Source organism: Microbulbifer sp. THAF38, assembly GCF_009363535.1.
Taxonomy (GTDB): domain Bacteria; phylum Pseudomonadota; class Gammaproteobacteria; order Pseudomonadales; family Cellvibrionaceae; genus Microbulbifer.
The window spans coordinates 2606820-2627145 of the sequence record NZ_CP045369.1 but is presented as its reverse complement, the minus strand read 5'-3'; the positions used below and the strand labels follow the sequence as shown (position 1 = coordinate 2627145).

The following is a 20326-nucleotide window of genomic DNA, read 5'->3' as shown; positions in this document are numbered from 1 at the left end:
GGGGGGATCCTCACTCTTCGAGATTTGGGCGCAGCCAGCGCTCCAGTTCCTGTTCACCAATTCCTTTGCGCTTGGCCAGACTTTGCAGCTGGTCCCGACCGATTTTACCGACATTAAAGTATTTGGCCTGCGGGTGGGCGAAGTACCAGCCGCTGACTGCGGCCGCCGGCATCATGGCGAAATGCTCGGTCAGGCTGACCCCGGCATTTTCTTCGGCACTCAATAGTTTGAACAGCGTAGCTTTTTCCGAATGGTCCGGACAGGCGGGATAGCCGGGCGCGGGGCGGATACCCTGGTAGGCTTCTTTGATCAGCTGTTCATTGCTCAATTCTTCATCCGCCGCATAGCCCCAGTACTCCTTGCGTACCTGGCGATGCAGGGTTTCGGCAAAAGATTCCGCCAGTCGGTCCGCCAGGGCTTTCACCATAATCGCGTTGTAGTCGTCGTGTTTGGCTTCGTAACTCTGCGCCAATTCGTCGGCACCGATGCCGGTGGTTACCGCGAAGCCGCCGACATAATCGAGATAGCCGGAATCCAGCGGGGCGACAAAGTCCGCCAGGGAGCGGCACAGGCCATCGCCGCCTAGCTTGTGTACCTGCTGGCGAATATGGTGCAGACGCGCCAGCTCGTCGCTGCGCTCTTCATCTTTGTACACGATAATATCGTCGCCGACACTGTTGGCGGGCCACAGGCCGAACACGGCGCGGGCGCGCAGCTGCTTCTTGGCAATCATCTCTTTCAGCAGGCGCAGGGCATTGTGATAGAGATCGCTGGCAGCCTCACCGACCACTTTGTCCTTGAGGATTGCCGGGTATTTACCCGCCAGGTCCCAGGATAAAAAGAACGGTGTCCAATCCAGAGTGTCGAGCAGGTTTTCCAGGGGAAAGTCATCGATCACGGTGATGCCCAGTTTTTTGGGCTTTACGGGTTGGTAATTCTGCCAGTCGAATTGTGGTGCGCTATCGCGGGCTTCCGCATAGGTAAGGCGGGTGTCGTTACGCTTTCTATTGGCGGTGCGGGTGCGCACCTTTTCGTATTCGGCGCGGACCTTTTCAACAAAGGCCGGGCGCAGTTCATCGGAAATTAAGCTGCTGGCCACCCCCACGGCGCGGGAGGCATCCGCTACATAGACCACCTGGTTGCGATTGAACTGGGGATCAATTTTCACTGCGGTGTGTGCCTTGGAAGTGGTGGCACCACCAATCAGCAGTGGAATATCAAACTTCTGGCGTTCCATTTCTGCGGCGACATGCACCATCTCATCGAGGGAGGGGGTGATCAAACCGGATAGGCCGATAATGTCGCAGTTCTTTTCCCGGGCGGTTTGCAAAATAGTTTCTGCGGCCACCATCACGCCGAGGTCGATCACCTCGTAATTGTTGCAGGCCAGCACCACTCCGACGATATTCTTGCCGATATCGTGTACATCGCCTTTAACCGTAGCCATCAGGATACGTCCGTTGGGCCGGCTGTCCTCGGTTTTTTCCGCTTCGATAAATGGTTGCAGATAGGCGACCGCCTGCTTCATAACCCGCGCGGATTTCACCACCTGGGGCAGGAACATTTTGCCCTCGCCAAACAGGTCGCCAACGATATTCATGCCGTCCATCAGCGGACCTTCGATCACATCCAGGGGGCGAGTGCTATTGGCGCGGGCCTCTTCAGTATCTTCCTCGATATAGTTGTTGATGCCTTTTACCAGGGAGTGCGCCAGGCGCTCTTTGACCGGCAGCTCACGCCAGCTTAGGTCTTCCTTGCGCGTTGTGCCGCCGCCTTCACCCATATATTTGGGGGCGATATCCAGCAGGGCTTCGGTGGATTCAGCATTGCGGTTGAGAATGACGTCTTCCACCTTTTCCCGCAGCTCTTCAGGCAGCTCGTCATAGACCGCCAGCTGACCGGCGTTGACGATGCCCATATTCAGGCCGGCCTTGATGGCGTGGAATAGGAATACCGAGTGGATGGCCTCGCGCACCGGGTTGTTACCGCGGAAGGAGAAGGAGACGTTAGAGACGCCCCCACTGATTTGGGCACCCGGTAGATTTTCACGAATCCAGCGGCAGGCTTGGATAAAGTCCACCGCGTAATTGTTGTGTTCCTCAATGCCAGTGGCGACGGCAAAAATATTGGGGTCGAAAATAATGTCGCTGGGGTTAAAACCGACTTCCTTCACCAGAACGTCGTAGCTGCGCTTACAGATTTCGATCTTGCGCTCAAAAGTATCTGCCTGGCCCTGCTCATCAAAGGCCATCACCACTACGGCGGCGCCGTAGCGCAGGCATAGTTGCGCTTTCTCGATAAACTCCTCTTTGCCTTCCTTGAGGCTGATGGAGTTCACGATGGGTTTACCCTGAATACACTGCAGGCCGGCCTCAATCACCTCCCACTTGGAGGAGTCCACCATAAAGGGCACTTTGGCGATATCGGGTTCGGTGGCAGCGAGGTTGAGAAAGCGGCGCATGGCGGCGTGTGCATCGAGCATCGCCTCATCCATATTGAAATCAATTACCTGCGCACCATCTTCCACCTGGGCGGCGGCGACCTGCAGGGCGGTATCGTAGTCCTCTTCCAGAATCAGTCGCTTGAAGCGGGCGGAACCGGTGACATTACAGCGTTCACCCACATTGACGAAGAGGGCGGTCTCATCGGCGACAAACGGCTCCAGGCCGGACAGGCGCAAAGCCGGCTTGATCTCGGGCAGTTGGCGCGGAGGGATATCGGATACCGCTTCTGCAATGGCGCGGATGTGTTCTGGCGTGGTGCCGCAGCAACCGCCGAGAATATTGATAAAACCACTGCGGGCAAACTCTGCCACAATCGCCGCGGTTTGCTCCGGGGTTTCGTCGTACTCGCCAAATTCATTGGGCAGGCCGGCATTGGGGTGTGCGGAAACATAAGTGGCGCAGGCGCCAGATAAAGCCTCTACATAGGGGCGCAGTTCGGTGGCGCCCAGGGCACAGTTAAGACCAACGGAAATGGGTTTGGCGTGGGCGATGGAATAGTAAAACGCCTCGGTGGTCTGCCCGGAGAGGGTACGCCCGGAAGCATCGGTAATGGTGCCGGAGATCATAACCGGCAATTCGAAGCCCAGTTCCTCAAACAGCTGCTGCATGGCGTAGATAGCTGCCTTGGCATTGAGGGTGTCGAAGATAGTTTCGATCAGGATCAGGTCACTGCCGCCCTCGACCAGGGCGCGGCCGGCTTCCACATAGTTGTGGACCAGCTCGTTGAAAGTCACATTGCGCGCGCCCGGGTCGTTGACGTCCGGGGAAATACTCGCGGTGCGCGAGGTAGGGCCGATCACGCCGGCCACCCAGCGGGGGCGCTCTGGAGTGGAGAGGGCGTCTGCCGCAAGGCGGGCCAGTTCCGCTGAGGTGCGGTTCAGCTCCACCACCAAATGTTCCATGTCGTAGTCAGACTGGGACAGCTCGGTCGCATTAAAAGTATTGGTTTCGATAATATCGGCGCCGGCTTCCAGGTACTGCCGGTGGATCTGTTCGATTAACTCTGGGCGGGTAATGCTTAACAGATCGTTATTGCCTTTCAGGTCCCGGTGGAAGTCGGCGAAGCGAGCGCCGCGGTAATCTTCCTCCTGCAATTTTTCCCGCTGGATCATGGTCCCCATAGCGCCGTCCAGTATCAGGATGCGCTGAGTGAGCGCGACTTTGAGTTGCTGCAGACGTTGATTGCGGGACAGCGCAGACATTGACCAATCCTTATTTGTCGATGGCGGGAAAGGCATCAATCTTAGCACAGGGATGCTTGCCAACAGGGGCTAAATTTATGGATAAAAACTGCTGCGACACAATAACCGGTAATTTTTTACTAAGGGTGTGCAATTTCTATCTATAGTTTGGCCTTCAGCAGACATAAAAACCCAGGGGAGAGCCTGCTTCGCTAATGGTACAGAAGGCTGTACCAATTGAAAGGTTGGCTCCAGGAAGGAGAAAAAATCGTGCAATCAAAGGATAAGAATCGCCGGGTAGTATTGGCAGCCCGGCCCGAAGGGGCGCCGAGCGAAGATAACTTCAGTATTGAGGAAGTGGGGCTGCCTGAGCCTGCTCGTGGCGAAGTGTTGTTGCGTACCGTATTCCTCTCTCTGGACCCCTATATGCGCGGCCGTATGAGTGATGCCAAGTCTTATGCAGAGCCGGTACCCCTGGGCGGCGTTATGGTGGGGGGTACCGTGAGTCGGGTGCTTGAGTCACACCTGGAAGGTTTCGAAGAGGGCGACTGGGTGCTGGGTTACTGCGGCTGGCAGGACTATGCGGTCTCCGATGGCGAGGGGTTGGTCAACTTGGGTAAAAATCCCAGTCATCCTTCCTATGCCCTTGGCGTTTTGGGCATGCCGGGTATCACCGCCTATTTCGGGCTGCTGGAAATTGGCCAGCCCCAGGCAGGGGACACCTTGGTTGTCGCCGCAGCCACCGGCCCGGTGGGTTCCACCGTGGGGCAGATCGGCAAAATAAAAGGATGCCGGGTGGTTGGTATTGCCGGCGGAGCAGAAAAATGCCGCTACGCGGTGGAGGAGTTGGGTTTTGATATTTGCCTCAATCATCGCGCCGAAGAGTTTCCCGAGCAACTGGAGGAGGCTTGTCCGGATGGTGTGGATGTGTATTTCGAGAATGTGGGGGGAGATGTATTTGATGCGGTTTTACCGCTTCTCAACGACTTTGCTCGGATTCCGGTGTGTGGACTGGTTGCACATTACAACGCCACTTCCCTGCCTGAAGGCCCGGATCGCCTGAGCCTGTTAATGCGTGAAGTCCTGACGAAACGTCTGAAAATTCAAGGGTTCATTATTTTTGATCAATACGAGCGTTTCGGTGATTTTATTACCGGTTTGAGTCGATGGGTTAATGAAGGCAAGATCAAATACCGCGAAGATTTGGTCGAGGGGTTGGAAAAAGCACCCCGAGCCTTGATGGGGCTGTTAAAGGGAGAGAATTTTGGCAAGGTCGTGGTGCGCTTGGGCACCGATGACTGATTGCGGGCTTTTATAAATCAAAGGGCACCAGGGAGGTCGCCGATGAAAATATTAGTGGTTCTGACATCACACGATAAGTTGGGCGATACCGGCAAGAAAACCGGTTTTTGGTTGGAGGAGTTTGCCGCGCCTTACTACACCTTCAAGGATGCCGGGGCGGAAGTTACCCTGGTCTCTCCCAAGGGAGGGCAACCGCCACTAGACCCCAAAAGTGACGAGCCAGACTCCCAGACCGACGCCACGCTGCGTTTCCGCCAGGACCCTGAAGCCCAGCAGGCGCTGGCCAATACCGGTAAGCTTGCGGATGTGAAAGCGTCGGACTTTGATGCGGTTTTCTATCCCGGAGGTCATGGTCCCCTGTGGGATCTTGCAGAGGACAAGGACTCCATCGCCCTGATTGAAGCGTTTTACGGGGACGGAAAGCCGGTAGGCGCCGTGTGTCATGCCCCTGCCGTGTTTCGCCATACCCGGCGCAAAGATGGACATCCCCTGGTTTCCGGCAAGAGTGTCACCGGTTTTAGCAACTCCGAGGAGGAAGCGGTGGGGCTAGTGGATGTGGTGCCTTTCCTGGTGGAGGATATGCTCAAAGATCGCGGCGGCAACTATTCCAGCGAAGAGGATTGGGCACCCTATGTGGTTGTAGATGGCAAGTTGGTCACCGGCCAGAACCCCGCATCCTCGGAAGATGTGGCGCAAACCCTGATGGGAATGATTCCCGTTTGAGGCGTCCTCGGGAGGGGGTTGCCAAGGGCTGTCACCTCCCGAAAAACACACCGGTTTCACTCAAGCGCTTCTGAGAGTAAAATACCCGACAAAGAAGCTCGGTTATTTGAGAAGGCTTATGTCAGAACTGAATGTCACCATCACCGAATCCGCGCAGGAGTACCTGAAAGAGCTGCTAGCCAAGCAGGACTGCGAGGGAATCGCGATTCGTATGTTTGTCTCCAACCCCGGTACACCCAGTGCCGAAACCTGCATCGCCTACTGCCGTCCTGGAGAGGAAGAGCCAGAGGATGTGATGATAGAGATGAACGGTCTCAAGGCCTATTTCGAAGGCCGCAGCGTGCCATACCTGGATGATGCCCGAGTTGACTACTCCTCCGATAAAATGGGTGGCCAGCTCACTATCCGCGCGCCCAACTCGCGCATGCCCAAGATCACCGATGACAGCCCCATTGAAGACCGTATCAACTATGTGCTCTTCAATGAGGTGAACCCCAGTCTAGCGGCTCACGGTGGCCAAGTGAGCCTGGTGGAGGTCACGGAGGACAAGTTTGCCATTTTGAAATTTGGTGGTGGCTGTCAGGGCTGCGGCATGGTGGATATGACTTTGAAAGAGGGCGTTGAGAAAACCCTGAAAGAGAAAATCCCCGAGCTAGCCGGCGTTAAAGATATTACCGATCACACGGATAAGTCTCAGGCTTATTACTAAAAAATAGCTCTTTTCTCTTCTTCATTCTCTTATTGAGTGGATTAAAAGGCGAAGTATCTCTTCGCCTTTTTTCTTGCTATCCCGCTTCTTTAAGTTACTGGCCAGTCATTGTCACCCAACTTCCTAGTGAGCTTCTGAAGGCGCATTAGCCGCCCCGAACCTTGCCCATCCCGTATATATTTTAAAGACCCCCTAAGATGTATCGCTGGGTTGGGTATCCCGCCTCAGTGGAGGTGGTTGGCGCTCTATGGGTGCTCTGGCACCACAGGTTGCAGCGGGTAGGCCGGGAAAAGGTTCTATGTTCGATCAAGTGGTATTTGCCGGTGGTGGAGTGCGTTGTACCTGGCAGATCGGGTTTTGGGAGTCTGTCGCGAATAGGGTCCGGCTCAGGCCCAAGATCGTAAGTGCCGTCTCAGCCGGTGCCATGGTTTCCAGCTTGATATTGATGGGTAAGTCCCTGGATGCGGTGGAGTACTTCGCTGAAGCATTCGAGGAGAACGGCAGTAATATCCACTGGGGGAATCTTTTTCGCAAAGGTCCGCTTTTTCCTCACCATCATATTTATCGCAATGGCATGCGCAGACTGTTTGAAGGCGGCTTTGAGCGCCTGAGAGCCGCTACCGAGCTGCGTATAGCTGTCAGCCACTCCCCCCAGTGGCTGAACGGCCGCCTGGCCCTGATCATTGGGGCGGGTATTGATTACTCGGATACCTTCCTAACCCGTGAGCTTCATCCCAATACGGCGAGACGCCTTGGTTATCAGCAGTCATTTTACTCGGTGCGGGACTGTAGCAATGTCGGGGATCTACAAAGGCTGATTCTCTCTTCCTCCTGCACACCGCCTTTTACTCCCCGTCAACAGCATCGGGGAGCAGAAGTACTGGATGGCGGCATTGTGGATAGCGTACCGGTTGCCGGACTCGATCCGGGGCCAAGCCGGGTATTGATCTTACTCACTCGCAGGTATCCGCAATACCCGAGCTGCTTCACCTGTCAGAAGGGCGAGCAGTTGTGGACTTATGTGCAACCCAGCCGGCCCCTACCGGTCAGTGTTTGGGATTTCTCCAATCCGCAGAGATTGTGGCAGGCCTTTGATGCGGGTTTTGCCGATGGAGAGGCGTTCCTGGCAGCACACTCCCCTGAGGGAAGTGCCAAATGAAAAGTTGGATAGTCGCCGGGCGGGGAAATTAGGGCATGTTTGACCAGGTGGTGTTTGCCGGTGGGGGTGGCCGCTGTACCTGGCAAATAGGATTTTGGGAAGCGATCGCGGATCAGATAAAGCTCGAGCCGAGAGTGCTCACCGGGGTTTCCGCAGGAGCCATGATAGCGGGCCTGATATTGATTGGCAGGGCAACCACTTCGGTGGACTATTTCTCCTCAGTTTTCAGTGCAAATCGCCGCAATGTGTATTGGAGAAACCTCTTGGGTAAGGAGCCGGTTTTTCCTCAGTATGAAATCTACAAGAAGGGCATTAGAGAGCTTTTTAGTGACCGCTTTAAAAACTTGAAATCTTCAGCCGAACTCAGGGTTGCCGTATCCCGACCGCCCACTTGGCTGCCGGCGTCACTGGGACTGGCCGTTGGCGGGGCAATTTATTACTCCAACAAATATTTGCTGCACAAATTGCACTCTAAAACTGCGCGGCGCCTGGGTTACAAACAAGATTTTTTTCGGGCGCAGGACTGTGCTGATGTTGGTGAATTTGAGCGGCTGATTTTGAGCTCATCTTGCACTCCACCCTTCACTCCAAGGCTTAGCCTAGACGGGAGACAGGCTTTGGATGGTGGGGTGGTGGACAATGTGCCGGTTGAGGGGATCGATCCGGGGGAGGGGCGGGTACTTATTTTGCTGACCCGCCGCTACCGGGGATTTCCCGACTGGTTTACCCAGCCTATGGGCAAGCAGCTCTGGACTTATGTGCAGCCCTCAGAGCCGCCACCCATCAGCGTTTGGGATTTTACTAACCCTGAAGGGATTGTCCGCACCTATGAAATTGGACGCCGAGATGGCCGCTTATTTTTACAAAATATGCTAGCGGAGCGCGGTTTTTACACTGGGATGCAAGAGAAGTAGTTTTGCGCTTCTGCATCAATATCCTCTGGAATACAGGGTTACTACTGACAATATTTTTAAATGGGGGAATTGGATTAGGGCCAGCTCGGGAAGGGTGGCTTGGTTTTGAAAGGGAGTTTGTTCATGTTTGATCAGGTAGTCTTTGCCGGCGGCGGCGGCCGTTGTATCTGGCAGATTGGTTTTTGGGAATCTGTGGTTGATGAAATCCAGCTATCTCCCCGAGTAGTGAGCGCCGTATCGGCGGGTGGCCTTGTGGCTGGCCTGCTGTTGATCGGTAGGGAACAGCAGGCGGTAGATTACGTCCGCTCGGTATTTAGCACCAATCGCAAAAATATTTATTGGAGCAACTTATTCAGGCAGGAAGCAGTTTTTCCTCAATATGCTATTTGCCGTAATGGGATTCGGCAGCTGTTCGAGAATGGCCCACAGGCCTTGCAGGGGGTGGCGGAACTGCGCCTGGCAGTTAGTCATCCGCCCGCCTGGATGTACGGCCCCCTGGCTTTGACTTTTGGCGCGGTAATTTATTATGCCGACAAAGGCTTCCCCCGCAATCTTCATTCCATGGCAGCGACCAAGCTTGGGTTTCGCCAGACTTTTTACCGCGCCCAGGATTGCAGCAATATGGATGAACTGGAACACCTGATACTAAGTTCCTCCTGCACTCCCCCTTTTACACCAAGGCTCCAACTTAATGGCAGGGAAATTCTCGATGGGGGGATCGTGGACAATGTTCCGGTTGGTGGCCTGGATACTGTAGAGGGCAGGGTACTGATTCTGCTCACTAATCGTTTCCGCAATTTTCCCGATTGTTTCACCCAACGCCGGGGCACCCAGCTCTGGACTTATGTTCAGCCCTCTAAACCTCTGCCGATTAAAGTGTGGGATTTCACCAACCCAGAAGCAGTTATGGAGACACTGGAAATCGGCCGCGCCGATGGCAGAGCGGTAATAAAGAGTCTTAAGGGGGCAGTTTCTTTGGGGATGGGTCTACAGGAATGCCCAGAATCTTCTACTCAAATTTAGTAATAAGATAATCCTGGTGCATTTATGGTTAATCGAAAATTGGGGCCAACTTCTTCAATGGAAATACTTTGGTAGAGAGTGACGCAATTATTTTTGATAGTTTCGGTAGGTAAGTAATGGTGTCCCTAACTGGGGGTTTATAATGTCGTTTGGGTGTGTTTTGCGCCTTTTATGTTGGTTGATGTGTATTTTGCTTGCATTTCCAATCATTGAAGTGCCTTGTTGCTTATAGCATCGTGAATGGCTCACTAGGGCTGTGAGTTGTCACTTTATAGCTTGGTGGTCGTTGATGACAGAGAGGGTGCTTAAGTCCGGAGTTAGCAAAGCTTAAGAAAAAATTAAGAGGTTTTAGTTGAGGGGTGGGCTATTAGTGGAGTGCTGTTTTATAAGGGAAGTTTTAGCTGCGTAGTTTTTTCTGAAGCTTCATGCCGTCAATGTAAATATCACTATTGCATTCTGAGAGTGTCGGAGAGGAGAGTCTGGTGCCAAACATAATTCCCAGAGATAAAATACAGGATTTTATTGGTTTTGATGCTGGGCCTACAGAGTGGATGGAAGTTGACCAGTGGCGTATAGATGCCTTTGCTAAATGCACAATGGATGAGAATTTTATACATGTAAATCCTGAGAAAGCAAAGAAAACGCGGTTTGGCGGCACTATTGCCCATGGCTTTCTAACGCTGTCACTTGTCCACCACTTTTTGGAGAAGTTAGAGTTCAAAATCGAAGGGCTTAAGATGGCAGTAAATTATGGGGTGAATAAGGTGAGGTTTATTTATCCCGTTAGCTGTGGCAGTCGAGTTCGGATGCGAATAAAAATCCTTGATATTTTAGAGAAAAGACCTGGCCAGTTTCTGTTTACTCTGAGAGCAACCATGGATATTGAGGGGGAGGAAAAACCAGCTATGGTTGCCGATTGGTTAATTCTAGAATTTACAGATGATATTCAGTGATGAGTGGTTTGGTGTTAGATGTTTATGCTGAAGAAGTTGGAGGGTTTATGGGGTAAGCGAAGAAATTCTAGCTGAGTAAAGATAAATTGGAAAGGCGTATATGTCTTCTGTTGGGTAATGAAGATAAATATTAGGTTGCCTACAATGTCGTAAGCCGTACCATGGGGCGCGAGGCGTATTGCTCACTCGAGGTAATTTCGACTTATAACTCAATGGACTCATTATGACTTTAGTAGAAAGTAAACTTGATGGCTCGGGTGTAATCCACATATCTATGAATAACCCCCAGAAACTCAATGCACTTGATGACGCGATGGTGACTGAGTTAACGGCAGCAATTATAGATGCCAATAATAATCCTCAAGTAAAAGTCGCTGTTTTGTCTGGAAATGGAAAGGCATTTTCTGCCGGTGGTGACGTAAAAAGTATGCATGAAAGGACGGGTATGTTTGGCGGAGACCCGTCACAAATTCGACACAATTATCGCTATGGGATTCAACGGCTGCCGAGAGTAATGGCCCAAGTAGAAGTTCCTTTCATCGCTGCAGTACAGGGTTATGCCGTGGGTGGAGGTGCGGATTTGGCAGCTTCCTGCGACATACGCCTAGCGGCAGATACTGCAGTTTTTTCTGAACGTTTCATAAAATTGGGGATTATTTCTGGTGATGGTGGTTGCTGGCTCTGGCCCAGAATAATGGGGCTGCAAAATTTCTATATGATGGCACTGACGGGTGATTGGATAAAGGCAGAGGATGCTTTGGCCATGGGGATGGTTGTAGAGGTTGTCCCCGAAGATAAGTTGCTTGAAAAAGCCATGGAATATGCCGGTCGTATTGCGGTGAACCCTCCCGCAGCTATTCGAGCAACTAAAAGGTTGATCCGTGAAGGGGCCAACTCCTCACTTGAGGGAGGTCTGGATTTGGCCGCTTCAATACAAGCTGGGCTGCATTTTACCCAGGAGCACCGTGATGCAGTAGCTGAAATCGTTGCGCAGATAGAAAAGCGACGTCAGCAAAAAGGGAAGTAGTTAACCTACTATCAATCGCCAGGGACATAACATGACGTATGAAACCATTTTATGGGATGTTGAGGAGTCAACTTTAACGATAACTCTCAATCGTCCAGAAGTTCATAATTGCTTAAATGACAAAATGGTATTGGAGTTAGAGGATGCCTTCAAGAAGGTGCAAAGTAATAAAGACGTACGCTTAATAATTGTAAAGGCTAAAGGCAGGTCATTTTGTGCAGGTGCTGACCTTAACGATATGAAAAGGATGGTGAAGTTTACCAAAGAGGAAAATGTTGAGGAGTCCACACATCTATCACGCTTAATGGAGGCCGTTCGTAAAAGTCGTATCCCCACTCTTGCATTGGTGCAGGGGCCGGTTTACGGAGGAGGCTGTGGATTGGTGGCGTGTTGTGATGTGTCGGTGGCTTCTCCCGCGGTAACATTCTGTTTCTCAGAGGTTAAGTTAGGTCTTATTCCTGCCGTTATCAGTCCTTATATTTGGAAAAGAATTGGCGCTGGTAATATGCGCAGGTATTTTATTACTGCAGAAATGATTGATGCCTATGAAGCGAGGCGTATAGGACTTGTACATGCTGTCGTTCAGCAAGATGATCTGCATGCAGAAGCTGAGCGAATTAGCCATCATATACTAAATAATAGTCCGGCTGCGTTGCGAGCAGCCAAGGATCTAATAGATACCATAGAGGTTGACCCCTATTGTGAGAAAACACGTAAATATACGATAGAGGCTATCGCTGATATACGAGTTTCCAAAGAGGGGCAGGAAGGTTTGAGCGCTTTCTTTGAGAAACGTCCTGCAGCATGGCGGGGTAATCAGAAATGAAAGATGAAGGTGAAAAATCTCGTGGCCCATTATCAGGAGTTCTAGTTCTCGATATGAGCCGAGTGTTGGCGGGGCCATTTTGTGGAGCAGCTCTCTTCAATCTGGGGGCAACCGTAATAAAGATTGAACGCCCCAATACTGGTGATGATTCCCGGGCATTTCCTCCCTTTGTTGAGGGTAAACCGGGGTATTTCGATTCGATTAATTACGGTAAGAAGAGCATAGCGCTGAATCTTAAGGACCCTGATGATATTGATGTGTTCGTTAAACTCCTACAAAAGGCTGACGTTGTTCTGGAAAACTTTCGTCCTGGAGTGATGGAAAGACTGGGTTTTGGGTGGGAGGATTTACATAAAAAATATCCTTCGTTGATTTACGCCTGTATCTCTGGATTCGGTCATACCGGGCCATTAGCAAGTCATCCCGCTTATGACCTGATTGTGCAATGTATGTGTGGAATAGTCAGTGTAACTGGCCCCGAGGAGCCTGAAAGACCTGTTCGTCCAGGTACTTCTTTCAGTGATATCTACGGGGGGCTAATGTGTACGCTGGGAGTAAATGCGGCACTGATTGACCGAGAGAAAAGTGGTAAAGGCAGTAAAGTTGATATTTCAATGCTGGATTGCCAAATGGCGGTTATGGAAAGTTTCATTGCCCACTATTCGGTCACTAAAATTGATCCAATCCCCTTGGGGGCTGCACATCCAACTTTCTCACCTTTGGGACTCTACCGGGCAATGAACGGTTTTATTGCCTTGGCCGCAATCACGGATAGTGAATTTTCCAGTCTTTGTCTAGTGCTTGATTTGACTCCTTTGATTCAAGATTCACGCTTTGCAACCATGCATGATCGTGTCGAAAACCGGGTTGTACTTGATAAAATTTTGCAGCAGAAAATTTCTCAGTGGAAATCCTCAGACTTGGAGCAGGCTCTAAATGATGCTGGAGTGGCTTGTGGGCCTTTGCAAAATGTTGAAGAGCTTATCAAAAGCGATATTGCTGTAAAACGTAAGCTGATGAAAGGCTTCAATGATCCGGTTTATCAGAAGAATGGCGTATTTATATCTGGGAACCCAATGAAATATGATCGATATGAAGATCCCGACCTATGGCCAGCACCACCTAAGTTAGATGGGCATAGGAGTGAGATACTTTCTTGGTTAAGCAATGGGGGTTCGCTATGAACGAGGAAGATTTTTTCTCTGGGGCGAATCCTGGCCCTTTAAATGGAATGTTGGTGGTCAGTCTTGAGCAAATTCTTGCCGGTCCTTACTGTACTAAATTATTGTGGGAGTTGGGGGCTACAATTGTTAAAGTTGAGCAACCTGAAGGTGATATAGCCCGCTCTATGCCACCGTTTTTTCACGGGAATTCTGTTTATTTTTCTCATGTAAACTATGGCAAGAAAAGTATTGCCCTGAATCTTGAAGATGAAGCGGATAAAGATATTTTTAAACGCCTGATTCAGCGGGCTGATGTTTTTTTTGAGAATATGCCGGTTGGTTATCTTGAAAAAATTGGCTTCAAAGCTAAATCCCTTCTTGAACTAAATCCTAAATTAGTATGTGCTAGTTTGTCTGGTTTTGGTCAGAACATCGAAAATAACACGATTGCCTATGATGTAGTTATTCAGGCTATGAGTAGCCTTATGAGTGTGACAGGATATCCAGATGCTGGCCCGGTAAGGGTGGGGGCAGAAATTGGCGATGTTACTGGCGCTACTTATATGGCTATTGCCATTGTCTCCAGTCTTTATGAGCGAGTGAAAAATCAAAGTCCTGGTATTTGTATTGATGTGAGTTTGCTGGATTCCCTCGCTGCGATTATGGAGGGGACACTGCTGAATTATTCGGCGAATGGCGAAATACCTAAACCAAAGGGGAATAAGGAACCGGCTACCTCTCCATTTGACTTGTATCAATGTCAAGATAGGAAGGTGGGCATTGTATGCGGTAATCAAAGCTTGTATGAGAAATTTTGTAGTGCGCTGGGTTGTGAATATTTACTTAAAGACCCACGCTTTGTTGATAATCAAGCACGTGTTAAAAATTGCGATGAACTAAAGGCGGAAATTAATAAAATACTAAGCAAAATGCCAGTGTCTGAAGTTTTCGAGACCCTGGCGAAAGCCGGAGTTCCTGTGAGCCCGGTTAACCATGTCAGCGACCTATTTGATAGTGAGCAGCTGAAAGCTAGAAATATGATTGTCTCTTTGACTTCGCCTGATTTTGAGGGGATTAGTACCGCTGGTAACCCCATTAAACTATCGGCCTATCCCGATAAATCTGAGACACGCCCACCACCACCATTTTTGAATGGTGATCGCGACACAATTATCAAACTTTTCAAAACCTAGCTTTTCTTTACAAGAGGAGGAAATGAACCTCCTTCTAATCATGCTCTAAGGCGGTCGGGGAGTCTGGTCAGTGTGTCTCTCGGCCAACTTTTTAAGCGAAATTTACCCACCTACTTTCATACATGCCTCCCTCATTGGCAGTGTTCGACTTGTTGGCTAGGGACATTAGGCATGGGTTGGTGCCTAACTGTCACATAAGCTTTGCAAGATTGGGTGTCGGGAATCCTCTGGTTGCACTAACCCGCTGATTCCATTAGCTTATGCAATTAGTTGCATATAAATTACATATTGCTAAATCAACTGTGAAGGCCGGCTATAGGCCTGCCAGGGTGATTAGCCCATTGAACAGGAAAGGGACGCATGTTTGATCAGGTTGTTTTTGCCGGTGGTGGCGGGCGCTGTACCTGGCAAATAGGTTTTTGGGAGTCTGTTGCCGGTGAAATTGGGCTATCGCCGAGGCGGGTAACCGCGGTATCTGCTGGTGGGCTGATGGCAAGCCTGATCCTGATGGGGCGAATTGAAGAGGGCCGTGAGCACTTCTGGTCGGCTTTTGCGGCCAACCGCAAGAACGCTTACTGGGGCAACCTGGTAAAGAGAGAGCGGGTGTTTCCCCAATACGGGATTTTTCGCAATGCCATGTTGGAGCTGTTTCGCGATGGTATGCAGCCATTGCGCGCGGCCGCCGATCTGCAAATTGGTATTGTCCACCCCCCAAGCCTTTTACCTGCCGGGTTGGCATTTGGTGTTGGCGCATTGGCCTATTACACCGATAAGCATTTGCTGCGCAGTCTGCACCCGAAGATAGCTCTGGGCCTTGGCTTTAAGCAGAACTTCTATCGTGCACAGGATTGCCAGAGTGTTGAGGAGTTGGTGGAGCTCATTCTCTGCTCATCCTGTACGCCGCCGTTCACGCCGCGTTTGCGCCGGTCCGGCGCTCCCGTTCTTGATGGTGGGGTGGTGGACAATATCCCGGTGGCTGGGCTGGACCGTGGGACGGGCCGGGTGTTGATACTGCTCAGTCGCTGCTATCCCCGTTATCCAAACTGCTTTACCAGGCGCCACGGGGAGCAGCTGTGGACCTATGTGCAACCCTCGCAGCCGCCGTTTATCAGTGTTTGGGATTACACCAATCCCGAATTGGCGCAAAAGACTTATGAGCTCGGTCGTGCCGATGGCCGGGAGTTTTTACAAAAACACATGCTTGAACAGGAGATGCTCAATGAGCAATACCAATAATCCAATAGCGGAGTCAATCGCCCTGTGGCACGAGATGGTTGCGGAGCGGGACCTCAGTCGGCTGCCCACAATCGTTGCGGAGGACGCGGTATTCCGCTCTCCGGCGTTCTTTAAGCCTTATCACAGCGCTGCGGCAGTCTGCCTGATCCTCAATACGGTGATGCAGGTATTTGAAAGCTTTGAATACGATCGCAGCTTCACTACTGAGTCAGGCCGCGATCTGGCTTTGGAGTTTAAGGCCAGCATCGGTGACAAGAGCCTTAAAGGGCTGGATATCATTCGCTTTGATGAGAATGGCAAGATCGTGGAGTTTGAGGTGATGATACGTCCCCTCAACGCCCTGCAGAAGCTGGCGGAAGAGATGTCCGGCCGCCTGTCCCAGTATGTGACTCAGTACAAGGATTCCCAGCCGGCTTGATTTCCAATCTCCACCCATCCAGTTGGCGATGGGTGGAGATTTAGGCACCAATAAAGCGAAATTTACGCTTATTCCTCGGTTTCGAGGGAATCGAAATACTCAAAAACGTCGATGCCATCCATATAAGCACCATCGAAGCCCGCATCTACGATCTTGAAGATATAGGAGCTGTTGTTGCCATAGATGATGTCCTGCCAGCCGGCTTTCCAGTACTCCACGTAATAGTTGCCCGATCGATCAATTTCATCTAGCAACCAAGCCGGTGGATTGGTGGGCCAGGAGTTTTGCCAGTAGTAGCGGTTACTTTGGGCCATGCCAATGTTGACATAGGCCATCAACAGGCGGTCCCCGCCATTGTTCTTCTTTTTTAACTGCTTGATCTGCTCTTCGGTATAAGTTGAGCCATCCTTAAAGAATAAGTCGATAATCAGCAGGTCGTAGTCGGTTTCGGATAGCTCGTCCACGAATTCCTGGGGCGTGGAGAAGCTTGTAGTATTGGTGATATTGAGGAAATTTTTGACATCTTCCAACCTATCAATGTCGTCATTGTTCACATTGAAAGGTTTTTCCGGGTAGGAAGGAATATTGTTCAGAAGCGTATTATCGGCGGCGAAGGAGATGTAGCCGGCTTTCTCGTTCTCCTCGTAAGACTCTTTAACCTTGTCTTCGCTATAGGCGTAATCGGTCACCAGGATTTCACGGCCTTCATCCTTAGCCAAGTTGAGATAGTCCCGCAGGCGCTCGCTTTCGGTCTCGCTGGTGGGTTGGTCTACCTTACCATCCTGCCCAAAGAAGACCGCCTCCTGGGCGATGCCATCGGTAGAGTCCACATAGGCGTCATCTACCGGGCCATTAGTCTTGGTATTGGTGGTGATCAGCTCAATACCGTTTTGCGGGACGATAATAAAGTCTCGGTCAAGGCCCTTTGCATAGTCGCTGATATCCTCCACAAACAGGCGCATTTCCTGATCATAATCGATATTTGCGGGGATAATGATGTCGGGTAAATCATCACTACAGCCGAGAAAGAGTAGTGGACTGAAAAATAGTGCTAGCTTCCGGTGCAAGGTCGTTCTCCAACTGGATGTATGGGTAAGTTTAGATGGACTGTCTGTTAGTAATCTATTGGCAGAAAAGTACAGATATTGTTCCCGATTATCAAACGCCAACTTAAATTGCTGCAATTTAGTGGTTGATTGCTGAATGCCGACTTAACAGGGGTGAAAATGCCTGCTTTGAGGTCTCTTAGGAGCCCCTGGTGTTATCCATTCTCTTTTTGGTCTTGTTGGTGGCGACCGCAGTGCAGGGGTCATCTGGCCAGTAGTGCTTCTGGTATTTGATCCGCAATTCTTTTTTGACCTCTTCGTAAGTGCTTGCCCAAAAGTTAGCCAGATCGCGAGTGATCTGTACCGGGCGGCGAGCCGGGGAAAGCAGGTGAATCATTAGTGGGTAGCGCCCGTGCAAAACTGCCGGAGTCTGTGCCAAGCCAAAGAGTTCCTGAAGGCGCACGGCCAGGATTGGCGGGGATGTCTCGTAGTCGATAGCAATGCGCGAACCGCTGGGTACGGTGTAGTGGCTGGGAGCCAGCTCATCAACTTGTCGAATATGGTCCCAATCGAGCTGTGTACGCAGAATATTGAGCAGGTCCAGCTGCTTGAGCTGCTCCAACTTATTGAAGCCAGTTAGGTGTGGAAGTAGCCAGTTCTCAAGTTCCTGCAACAGCGCATCATCACTCCAGTCGGGTAGCGGAGTGCCTCCCAGTAGAGATTGACCACTTTCCTCTGTTCGCAAAAATTCCACCCGTGCGCGGAACTGCAGGGCTTCTTTACTCCAGGGCAGTAGCGAGAGTCCTTTCTGGCGAATGGCATCAAGTAGTGCCCGGCTCAATAATTCTGCGGGAACATCTTTGGCGACTTGTTGCTGCAACACCAGTTTGCCCAGTGTGACCTGCTCCAGGGCCTCTGCGCGCCCGGCCGTATCGTCCCAGCGAATGGCTGTGTTGCGTTCAATTCGATCGGCAAAGCAGCGGTGTATCGCACCCTCTGAAATTTGAGCGGCTAGCTGTATTCGCGCATCGCGGCCCTGGCCATCCAGTTCTGCAATAACCAGGAATTCGCTCAGCGCGAGGGCATCGTCGTGGGAGAAATGTGCCCCTCGGCCGCTACAGAGTAGGAAACGGCGGCCGCTGTCGTTGCGGCTTTTTGCGATCCTATCGGGATAGGCGAGCCCCAGTAGCGCTCCTATCCCATCGGCTTGGTCAATACTTTCGCTGTTTTGTGGCCCTTGCTCTTTGAAATTCTGTAATTGGGCCTGCCAGGTTTTGGCCTGCTGGCGAATTCGCTGTACCGCACCCCGATCGATACTTTGGCCTTTGACACGGCCTTGTAGTACCTCGATACGCTTGCTGATATCCCTGTCCCAGCGCGCTTCACCGCGGAAGATATCCCGCTCTGACAGCAGTGCCGCCAGCAGGCAGGCCTGTTGCGATAGCTGCCAATCGAGGCTGCGAAGCATCATATGGGCGAGGCGCGGGTGGCAGCCAAGGGTAAGCATGGCACTGCCGTGTGGAGTAATACGCAGATCCTGGTCGAGGGCACCCAGTTGTTGTAAAAGGGCTTGGGCCTGGGCCAGAGGGCCCGCGGGGGGAAGGTCCAGCCAGCAGAGATCGGTGGGATCACTGACTCCCCATAGGGCTAGTTCCAGTGCCAGCGGGGCCAAATCACTGCGTAGAATCTCCGGAGTGGTCTTGCCACTGAGGCTGCGCTGGCGTCCCTCGCTCCACAGGCGCAGGCAGTTCCCTTCGCTGAGGCGTCCGGCGCGGCCGCTGCGCTGGGTCGCAGAGGCCTGGGAGATTCGGCAGGTCTCCAGCCGATTCATGCCGCTGTTGGGGTCGAAGCGAGACTCCCGCATTAAGCCGGAATCCACAACGATGCGAATCCCTTCAATGGTCAGGCTGGTCTCTGCCACATTGGTTGCCAGTACCACTTTGCGTTGTTCAGGCGCGGCCGGTGAGATGGCCTGATCCTGCTGTTCGCGGGTCAAATCTCCATAGAGCGGGGCGAGAATAATGCTATCTGGTTTGAGATCACTCACAGAGGCGAGCTGTTCGCGCAGTAGCTCCTCCACCTTGCGAATCTCTGCCACTCCCGGAAGGAATGCGAGCACACTGCCTGCCTCTTTACGTAGCGCTTCGAGAATCTTGCGGCTCATGAGCGCGGGCACAGAGCGGTGATCTTCGGGCTCCTCCCGCTGGTCAAGGTAATCGATATGTACGGGGAAGCTGCGCCCCTCACTACTGACCACTGGCGCGCCGCCGAGCACCCTGGCTACTGCCTCGGTTTCCAGGGTTGCTGACATTACCAGCAGCTTCAAATCTTCGCGCAGATACTCCTGGGATTGCAGGCACAGTGCCAGGGACAGGTCTGCCTGCAGACTGCGTTCGTGAAACTCATCAAAAATAACCAGTGCGGTTTCTGACAGTTCGGGGTCAGACTGCAACAATCGGGTAAGAATTCCCTCGGTAACAACCAGGATGCGGGTTTTCGCACTCAGCCGGCGTTCCCCGCGTACCTGGTAACCCACTGTTTCACCCAGCCTCTCTCCAAGCTGGGCAGCCATACGTGCCGCAGCGGTGCGTGCAGCCAGGCGACGGGGCTCCAACATAATGATATTGCGCTGGCCCAGCCAGTCGGTGTCGAGCAGGGCTAAAGGAACAACAGTGGTCTTACCGGCACCTGGTGGAGCCTGTAGCACCACATTGTTGTGCTTATTCAGGCTTTGCAGTAACTCGGGTAGGGCGGAATAAATAGGTAACTCTGACATGGGGAGCGATTATAGCGGCTGGGCAGGGGAAGTTATAAGGGGCGCCGAGTCAAAGGCTGGTAAAGAATGGATTGGCGAGGCTTATGGCTAGGGTTAGCTGGGATTGAGCCTTAATTGAAAACCACGCCGGTTCATGAATGTTGGCGACCAGAGTTGCCAATTCTTTGCTGCTG

At 51.8% G+C, this 20326-nt stretch carries 16 protein-coding genes; 13 read left to right on the top strand and 3 right to left on the bottom strand.

Annotated features, from left to right (window positions below; all coding sequences use genetic code 11):
- Positions 1-10: 10 nt before the first annotated feature.
- Positions 11-3706, bottom strand: coding sequence for a methionine synthase (gene metH, locus FIU95_RS11130; RefSeq protein WP_152453837.1), 3696 nt, complete (start codon positions 3704-3706; stop codon positions 11-13).
- Positions 3707-3955: 249 nt separating this feature from the next.
- Between metH and FIU95_RS11125 the strand changes: the two genes are divergently transcribed.
- The 13 genes from FIU95_RS11125 to FIU95_RS11065 all read left to right on the top strand — a co-directional run bounded on the left by FIU95_RS11125 (position 3956) and on the right by FIU95_RS11065 (position 16331).
- Entirely contained in the window at positions 3956-4987 is a 1032-nt protein-coding gene (locus FIU95_RS11125) for an NADP-dependent oxidoreductase (RefSeq protein WP_305848660.1), read from the top strand.
- A gap of 42 nt (positions 4988-5029) precedes the next feature.
- Positions 5030-5710, top strand: a complete 681-nt coding sequence (locus FIU95_RS11120; RefSeq protein ID WP_152453836.1) for a type 1 glutamine amidotransferase domain-containing protein — start codon at positions 5030-5032, stop codon at positions 5708-5710.
- Positions 5711-5828: 118 nt separating this feature from the next.
- Entirely contained in the window at positions 5829-6419 is a 591-nt protein-coding gene (gene nfuA, locus FIU95_RS11115; RefSeq protein ID WP_152453835.1) for a Fe-S biogenesis protein NfuA, read from the top strand.
- Positions 6420-6717: 298 nt separating this feature from the next.
- Entirely contained in the window at positions 6718-7578 is an 861-nt protein-coding gene (locus FIU95_RS11110) for a patatin-like phospholipase family protein (protein ID WP_152453834.1), read from the top strand.
- 35 nt (positions 7579-7613) lie between these two features.
- Positions 7614-8492, top strand: a complete 879-nt coding sequence (locus tag FIU95_RS11105) for a patatin-like phospholipase family protein (protein WP_152453833.1) — start codon at positions 7614-7616, stop codon at positions 8490-8492.
- 123 nt (positions 8493-8615) lie between these two features.
- Complete coding sequence (locus FIU95_RS11100) at positions 8616-9515, top strand: patatin-like phospholipase family protein (protein ID WP_152453832.1); 900 nt, start codon at positions 8616-8618, stop codon at positions 9513-9515.
- Positions 9516-9997: 482 nt separating this feature from the next.
- Positions 9998-10468: a MaoC family dehydratase gene (locus FIU95_RS11095; protein ID WP_152453831.1), complete on the top strand. Its 471-nt coding sequence runs from the start codon at positions 9998-10000 to the stop codon at positions 10466-10468.
- Between the two features lie 223 nt (positions 10469-10691).
- The gene (locus FIU95_RS11090) at positions 10692-11495 is read left to right on the top strand and encodes an enoyl-CoA hydratase-related protein (RefSeq protein WP_152453830.1); all 804 of its coding nucleotides are present in this window, start codon (positions 10692-10694) and stop codon (positions 11493-11495) included.
- 31 nt (positions 11496-11526) lie between these two features.
- Positions 11527-12321 carry an enoyl-CoA hydratase-related protein gene (locus tag FIU95_RS11085; protein ID WP_152453829.1) on the top strand — a complete coding sequence of 265 codons (795 nt, stop codon included), beginning with the start codon at positions 11527-11529 and terminating at the stop codon, positions 12319-12321.
- Positions 12318-13505, top strand: a complete 1188-nt coding sequence (locus tag FIU95_RS11080; protein WP_152453828.1) for a CaiB/BaiF CoA-transferase family protein — start codon at positions 12318-12320, stop codon at positions 13503-13505. Before FIU95_RS11085 ends, FIU95_RS11080 begins: the two co-directional genes overlap by 4 nt.
- A complete protein-coding gene (locus FIU95_RS11075; RefSeq protein WP_152453827.1) occupies positions 13502-14677 on the top strand; it encodes a CaiB/BaiF CoA-transferase family protein in 1176 nt (391 codons plus the stop codon). Before FIU95_RS11080 ends, FIU95_RS11075 begins: the two co-directional genes overlap by 4 nt.
- 360 nt (positions 14678-15037) lie before the next feature.
- A complete protein-coding gene (locus FIU95_RS11070) occupies positions 15038-15913 on the top strand; it encodes a patatin-like phospholipase family protein (protein WP_152453826.1) in 876 nt (291 codons plus the stop codon).
- Complete coding sequence (locus FIU95_RS11065) at positions 15897-16331, top strand: nuclear transport factor 2 family protein (RefSeq protein ID WP_152453825.1); 435 nt, start codon at positions 15897-15899, stop codon at positions 16329-16331. The genes FIU95_RS11070 and FIU95_RS11065 overlap by 17 nt, the downstream gene beginning before the upstream one ends.
- Before the next feature lie 68 nt (positions 16332-16399).
- Here FIU95_RS11065 and FIU95_RS11060 read toward each other — a convergent pair whose 3' ends face one another.
- A complete protein-coding gene (locus FIU95_RS11060; protein WP_152453824.1) occupies positions 16400-17398 on the bottom strand; it encodes an endo alpha-1,4 polygalactosaminidase in 999 nt (332 codons plus the stop codon).
- Positions 17399-17576: 178 nt separating this feature from the next.
- On the bottom strand, positions 17577-20153 hold the full coding sequence (gene hrpB / locus FIU95_RS11055) for an ATP-dependent helicase HrpB (RefSeq protein WP_152453823.1): 2577 nt from the start codon (positions 20151-20153) through the stop codon (positions 17577-17579).
- Between the last annotated feature and the right edge of the window lie 173 nt (positions 20154-20326).